The organism is Streptomyces sp. NPDC005728 (assembly GCF_040630895.1).
Taxonomy (GTDB): Bacteria; Actinomycetota; Actinomycetes; order Streptomycetales; family Streptomycetaceae; genus Streptomyces.
Map to the genome: position 1 here is coordinate 22,562 of NZ_JBEXYL010000098.1, position 6,258 is coordinate 28,819.

Here is a 6,258-nt window from a genome sequence, read left to right on the forward strand (position 1 = left end):
GAGGGAAGCTGTGCCCCATGACGACAACATTAATCACCGGGGCCAACAAAGGCCTCGGCCACGAGACCGCCCGCCGCCTGACCGCCGCGGGCCACACCGTCTACCTGGGAGCGCGCAACATCGAGCGGGGCACGGCGGCCGCAGCCGAGCTCGGCGCCCGGTTCGTGCAACTCGATGTCACCGACGATGCGTCGGTCGCCGCCGCGGTGGCCACCATTGAGGCCGACGGCAACCTGGACGTCTTGGTCAACAACGCCGGAATCGAGGTGCGTTCACCGGGCGGCGACATCATCGGCGCCGCGGAGCTGACCGCCGACGTGATGCGGGAGGTGTTCGAGACCAACGTCTTCGGGCTGGTCCGGGTGACCCACGCCTTCCTGCCACTGCTGGAACGCTCCGCCGCCCCGGTCGTGGTCAACGTCAGCAGCAGCCTGGCCTCGCTGACCCAGGCCGGCAAGGGGTACCCGGGGGTCGCCTACCCGACCTCCAAGACCGCGGTCAACATGCTCACCGTGCAGTTCGCCAAGGCGTTCCCACGGATGCGGATCAACGCCGTGGAGCCTGGCTACACCGCGACGGACCTGAACCGGCACGAGGGCACGCAGACCGTCGAGCAGGGCACCGAGATTATCGTTCGGATGGCTCAGCTGGGGCCGGACGGCCCGACCGGCGGCTACTTCGACGAGGCGGGCCCTCTGCCATGGTAGGCGACGAGGTTTACGACGCGATCGGCAATGCTGCTCAACCAGGCCCGTGACGTGACAACGGCCGCACAGGTTCTTCGAGTTTGACTGCTCTCCTGCCTGAGGGGAGGAGAGGAGATTCCTGGCTCAGGCTGCTCGCTGAGGCAGCGCCTCAGCGGATCTTACGCCCTCGACACCAGCCGGGTTCTGACCTGCCCGGATGAGCATCACGCGGGCACCTCGGGAGCAGCATCGCGAGCGGCGATGTGAACCGCGACGGGTACGCCGACCTGTTGGTCGGCAGCGAAGGAGACAGCACCGCCGGCACGTCGCTGGCCGGCTCGGTGACAGCGCTGTGGGGCGGCGCCTCCCCGTTCCGCAACGCCTCGCCCTGCCCTCGGGACCCTCGTATTCCTCCCGTATGTTCAGTGCCGACATCGCCGTTGGTGACTTCACCGGCGACTCCGCCCGGGACATCGCCGTCAGCGGACAGACCTCCCTGCAGCTGTACTCGGCCACGTTCACCCGCACCACAGCCCCGGCGGGGATCGACGTGACCGACCGCGATTACAAAGTCACAGCCGTCGGCCAGCGCGACTGAATCGGCTGTCGCGACCACCAGACCGAGACCTGCGACGAGACGAGTCCCAACGTCATCGTCCAGGTCGTCACCCGCCCGGCACCGCAGCGGGACATCGATGCCCTGGACGACATCCGCAAACAGTTGACCCGTCAGGGCTTTCACCCCCTCGAGCACGTCGTCGACGGCGGCTATGTCACCCCCGACAGCATCCACCAAGCGGCCATGAAGTCCTCCGCGACCTCGAGGCATATCTCGCTGAACTGCTGCGCGGCCGGGAGAAGCTGATGTCAGCCTTCGCAGCCAACGACTGGGCCCGCAATGAGGCCACCCTCCGAGGAGGAGTTCCGAAGAGTCCGTCGGCCCATCAACCGCGTCAGGGCCGATCTCGACGACCTGAGCGCCGAGGACCGGACGCAGATCGAGCAGGCTGTCTCGATAGTCCGCCGGGGTCGGACCGTGATGCTCGGCATGCCCGCGTGGGACATCCGCTGCCCGGCGTCCTCCCCTGGAGGCCAGCATGAACACCGCCGCGGCCGACGGCCGCAAGGCCGACACCGAACGGCGCTGCGCGCTCCGGCAGACCGGCAGCGCGTGCTCACGGGACATCAAGAGTGCCGGCCAAAAACAACACCTTCGACAACCTGGAGGTGCTCACTCTCTTCGACGTCCTGATGTCCGGGCGTTCGGGGCCGCCCCACCCAACACACCGACTAACGCCCTCTCCAGCGTCATTTGCCGACGCAGCTCTCGCAGCTCAGGGAGCGTTGACACGCCGTGCCACCTGCTATCCCTCAGTGCCGACAGCATCCGCCGTCGAGCACGGCTGAGTCAGGCGCGCCTCGCCGTCATGGCTGGACAGCCGAACAGCAGCCCCTTTTGACTCGATGCCTGCCGTGATGTGCGGCATCCGCGTTGGCTGGGATACCAGGACTCGAACCTGAACTAACGGAACCAGAAACCGTCGGGCTGCCAATTACCCCATATCCCATCCGCCTCGAAGACCGCGGGAGCGACGGCCATCCGGGGCGCGCCCTGCCACGCACTCACAGCGCGGTACGGCCGCAGGCCCCAATCTACGCAATCACTGTGTGACTCTCGGTGATGCTGTCGGGCGTGTCGGGCAGCTGAGCTGGGGAACCTGCCGCTCCATATCGGCGTGCCGCTCACCAGTCGCCGCCGGGCCCGATCGGGGGACTCCTCTTCCGGGACGGCTCGGCCCGATTGCGGTCACGGGGATGGCGTCTTAGCGTCAATCCGTCGATATCATTCGATAAGCCGACATAATCCCTTATGTCGTCTTCCCCCCTGCCGTCGAAGTGGAGCTTTCATGTCGGTGATGACCGGTACCCAGCCGTTGCAGCAGTTCGGCCAGCAGATGGCTGGGCCGCAGCAGCAGCTCGGACAGGTGGTCCAGCAGACGATCCAGCAGGCCTGCCAGCAGGCGAGCCAGCAGATCGCGCAGCGCATGCAGCAGACGTTGCAGCAGATCCAGCAGGTCCAGCAGCAGCTGCAGCAGCAGGGCCTGGCTCACCACGCACACCCCTACCTGGCTGTCGCGCTGCACACCACGCTGATCCAGGGCGTGCGCAGCGCTGTGGAGCAGTCCGTGCAGCAGGCGCTGCCGACCGCGATCCTGGCCCTGGTGCAGCAGAGCCAGCAGGGTCAGCAAGGCCAGCAGCAGTGGGGCAGCGGGTTCGGCCAGCAGTCGTTCGGTCAGCCGTACCAGCAGCAGTACCAGCAGCCCGGCTTCGGTTCCGGCCAGATGGGTCAGCCCTTCGGTATCGGCTGATTGCCGGCGGCGCGCGATGCGGTGTGCTCAGGAGCCATTCCTGGGCACACCGCATCACCATGAATGGCGGGAGCCGCCCGTCATCGGGAGTAGAAGCCCAGAGAACGACACAGGCGTGGTGAAGGCAGGCGTGATGGTTGTCAAGGACAGGCCCGGGAACAAGCCGCGGAACAACCGCCAGAGCGAATCCGAGGGCGCAGGGGCCAGCGGTGGTGCGGTACCCGGGGACAAAGAAGCGGCGCCACGCAAGAAGGGCGCATCGTCACCAGTCGCGGTGCAGCCGCGCCGGCAGCGGTACATGATCACACCGCTGCCGCAGCAGCTGCTCCCGCCAGGAGTTGCCGAACTGAGCATGGACGCGGTGTGCGACCGGCTCGAGAGCATGCCCGACGTCAGTGTGATCCGTCGACTGCAGCCGTCCGAGAAGCTGCAGTCGGCCGGTATGCAGCCGTCCTGCCCTCAGATCGCGGTCGTCGAAGCCGCCGAGGCCCAGCTGCCGGCCATGCGGACACTGCACGTGCACATCGAACCCGACCTGCCGCTGGCCGACACCGCCCCCGCCGCCACACCGACTCTGGGGATGCTGCCGCTGCGCGACCCAGGACTGGTCACGCCGCTGCAGGAGCCGTTGGAGATCGCGTTGCGGGTGTGCGGCCCGGAGGGCGAACCGCTGGCCGGCGCGGGCGTGTTCCTGATCGGGGCGACCTGGCCGGCCCAGGGCATCACCGCCGCCAACGGAACAGTCACCATCACCCTGGCCACCGACACCGAACAGTCCATCCAGTCCCTGTACGTCCGCCCCCGGGGCGGCTACACCGACCGCTGGATCCACCACCCCGACTTGTCGGCAATGCGGGAGAACCTGATCACCCTCGCCCCGCTCGCGAAGGTGTATCCGAAGCTGGAGGAACACCAGAGTTACGGCTGGGGCCAGCAGGCCATGCGGCTGGACCGGCTGCCCCCCACCTTCCGTGGCTTCGGCATCAAGATCGCAGTCATCGGTACCGGCGTCAGCATCGACCACCCTGACCTGAAGCAGCGGGTGCGCTCCGGGGTCGATGTCGTACGCCGCACGGCTGAAGGCTGGGCACACGATGCGGTTGGCAGCGGTACTCACGCGGCCGGGATCATCGCCGGTGCGGACACCGGCAAGGGGACCGTCGGGATCGCTGTCGACGCCGAGCTCGATGTCTGTCAGGTGCTGCCCGACGGCCACTTCAGCGACCTGATCGCCGCCCTCGACCACTGCATCGAACGCGAAGTGGACATCGCGCACATCGCGGTCGCATCCCCGTACCCTTCAACGCTGGTCTCCCGCAAACTCGCCGACACCACCGCAGCGGGCATCGCCTGCATCGCCCCCACAGGCGACACCGCCGGGCCGATCGCCTTCCCCGCCTGCCTGCCCACCGTGTTCGCTGTCGGCGCCCTGGGTGCCTACGGCACCTCTCCGCCCGACACCTCCCACGCCACCCACACCGGACCACAGCTCAGCCCCGAAGGACTCTTCGCCGCCCCGTTCAGCTGCCACGGCCCCGGCATCGACGCAGCCGCCCCCGGCGTAGCGGTCCTCTCCTGCGCACCAGAGGGCGGCTACACCGCCGCCGACGGCACCGCAACGGCCTCGGCCCACATCGCCGGCCTTGCCGCCCTCGTCCTCGCCCATCACGAGGTCTTCCACGGCCAGCTGCTGCCCCGCGGCCCCGGCCGGGTACAGCACCTCTTCGACATCATCACCGCCAGCTGCCGACCCCTCGCCGCCCCCGGCACACCGGACGCAGCCCGCACCGGACGCGGCCTGCCCGACGCCCTCACCGCCCTCGGCCTCACCCCCGGCATGCAGCTCGCCCCAGCCCTGACACCCTTCGTCCCCTCCATGACCGGATAGGCGCCCACCAGCAGCACCCGCCACGAAACGGCACGCGCCTGAAGGGGCGCGTGCCGTTCGGTCTGCAGGCCGGCCCGGGAAACCGCTTCGCCGCCTCCGAGCCGCCTGGTGGTGGAAACGGCGCGCGCAACGCACGCGAGGTGACGCTCGGACACAAGAGTGCTCCGTCTGTTCGGGACGTCCAGCGGCACATGCCACAGGACGCCGGGTGGCGCTCCTGGCCCAAGTGCGACTTGTGTTCAGTGCAGTTGCCCCTGTACTGAGCAGACGGCATCGTGTCATCCCGGCGCTCCACTCCGTGCCAACCAACGGAATTGATGCGCGTCTACACCAGAGTCTGACAGGGGCACCAAGCGGCCCGCTTCTCCCACTACTGGGGTGGGACGCACTGCATCAATCGCTGACCAGCCACATCACTCGAGCAGGCGTGCGGCCCCAAAAATGCGCCCTCTCACGGGAGGCAAGTTCATCTCACTTCGTCCCGCCATCGCTTGTCGCACAGGTTGCTTCCGGCGACGATGCGCAGCACGCCGACATGTGGGCGTGCTCCCGGATGCTCCTGGCTCAACAGGCTGAACAGGGAGAACCGGCAGTCTCACGTTGGCCCGTGACACTGCCTCAGAGGGCTGACACCGCCCCAGAGGCGGGCCGGCTCTTCGTGGCTCCGGAGCCGGTCAGGTCAGGTCCGTGGTGTCCACGGCGTTGTGGGGCCGGTTGTGTGCCCAGCGCTTGAGGTCACCGACGCCGACGCGGTAGAGGAATTCGGCGCCACGCGCGCCCGCAGAGTCCGGGAATGTCGGGTCGTAGGCGTAGCGGAGCGCTGCGAGGGTGAGCTCCGACAGGTGCTGTTCGTGCGCCTGATGCAACCCCACCTCCTGGTCCTCATCGTGCCCGGCTGGATCGGCGGAACGGTCCTGCTGGGCGGGGAAAGCTGCGTGCACGGTCGCCCCGGCCCATTGGGCAGGACTGCCGCCGTGTCGGCCGGAACAGCGGTCTGCGGGCCGGCCACCACGTTCGCCGGAGCGAGCCGCTGCGCCATGCGACTCCATACGCCAGGCCCCGGAGATGTCTGCTCGGGACCCGCGACAGCAGGTACCCACTCCTGGCAGGCGGGGCTCTGCCCTGGTGGCGTTCTGGTGGTGCGCTGCCGAGGCAGCCTTCGAGTCCCCTGCAGACGCCTCGCCCGCACCTGCTGCCTGGCCCCTGTCCAGGTCATCCCTGCCCGGCGCATGACGTAAGCTGGGTGCACCGACGCGGGGTGGAGCAGCTCGGTAGCTCGCTGGGCTCATAACCCAGAGGTCGCAGGTTCAAATCC

5 protein-coding genes and 1 tRNA gene are annotated in these 6,258 nt (G+C 68.2%); 4 read left to right on the forward strand and 2 right to left on the reverse strand.

Translation table 11 applies throughout. From position 1 onward, the window contains the following. The first annotated feature begins 17 nt into the window (after nucleotides 1–17). Nucleotides 18–707, forward strand: coding sequence for an SDR family NAD(P)-dependent oxidoreductase (locus ABZ471_RS39090; protein WP_359073446.1), 690 nt, complete (start codon nucleotides 18–20; stop codon nucleotides 705–707). A gap of 397 nt (nucleotides 708–1,104) precedes the next feature. Further along, on the forward strand, nucleotides 1,105–1,284 hold the full coding sequence (locus tag ABZ471_RS39095; protein ID WP_359073453.1) for a hypothetical protein: 180 nt from the start codon (nucleotides 1,105–1,107) through the stop codon (nucleotides 1,282–1,284). 895 nt (nucleotides 1,285–2,179) lie between these two features. Here ABZ471_RS39095 and ABZ471_RS39100 read toward each other — a convergent pair. Beyond that, nucleotides 2,180–2,254: transfer RNA gene (locus ABZ471_RS39100), tRNA-Gln, on the reverse strand. 339 nt (nucleotides 2,255–2,593) lie between these two features. Between ABZ471_RS39100 and ABZ471_RS39105 the strand changes: the two genes are divergently transcribed. Beyond that, a complete protein-coding gene (locus tag ABZ471_RS39105) occupies nucleotides 2,594–3,055 on the forward strand; it encodes a hypothetical protein (protein ID WP_359073447.1) in 462 nt (153 codons plus the stop codon). 298 nt (nucleotides 3,056–3,353) lie between these two features. Further along, nucleotides 3,354–4,943: a S8 family serine peptidase gene (locus tag ABZ471_RS39110; RefSeq protein ID WP_359073448.1), complete on the forward strand. Its 1,590-nt coding sequence runs from the start codon at nucleotides 3,354–3,356 to the stop codon at nucleotides 4,941–4,943. A gap of 674 nt (nucleotides 4,944–5,617) precedes the next feature. Here the strand turns inward: ABZ471_RS39110 and ABZ471_RS39115 are convergent. Continuing rightward, nucleotides 5,618–5,815 carry a hypothetical protein gene (locus ABZ471_RS39115; protein ID WP_359073449.1) on the reverse strand — a complete coding sequence of 66 codons (198 nt, stop codon included), beginning with the start codon at nucleotides 5,813–5,815 and terminating at the stop codon, nucleotides 5,618–5,620. Nucleotides 5,816–6,258: the final 443 nt, after the last annotated feature.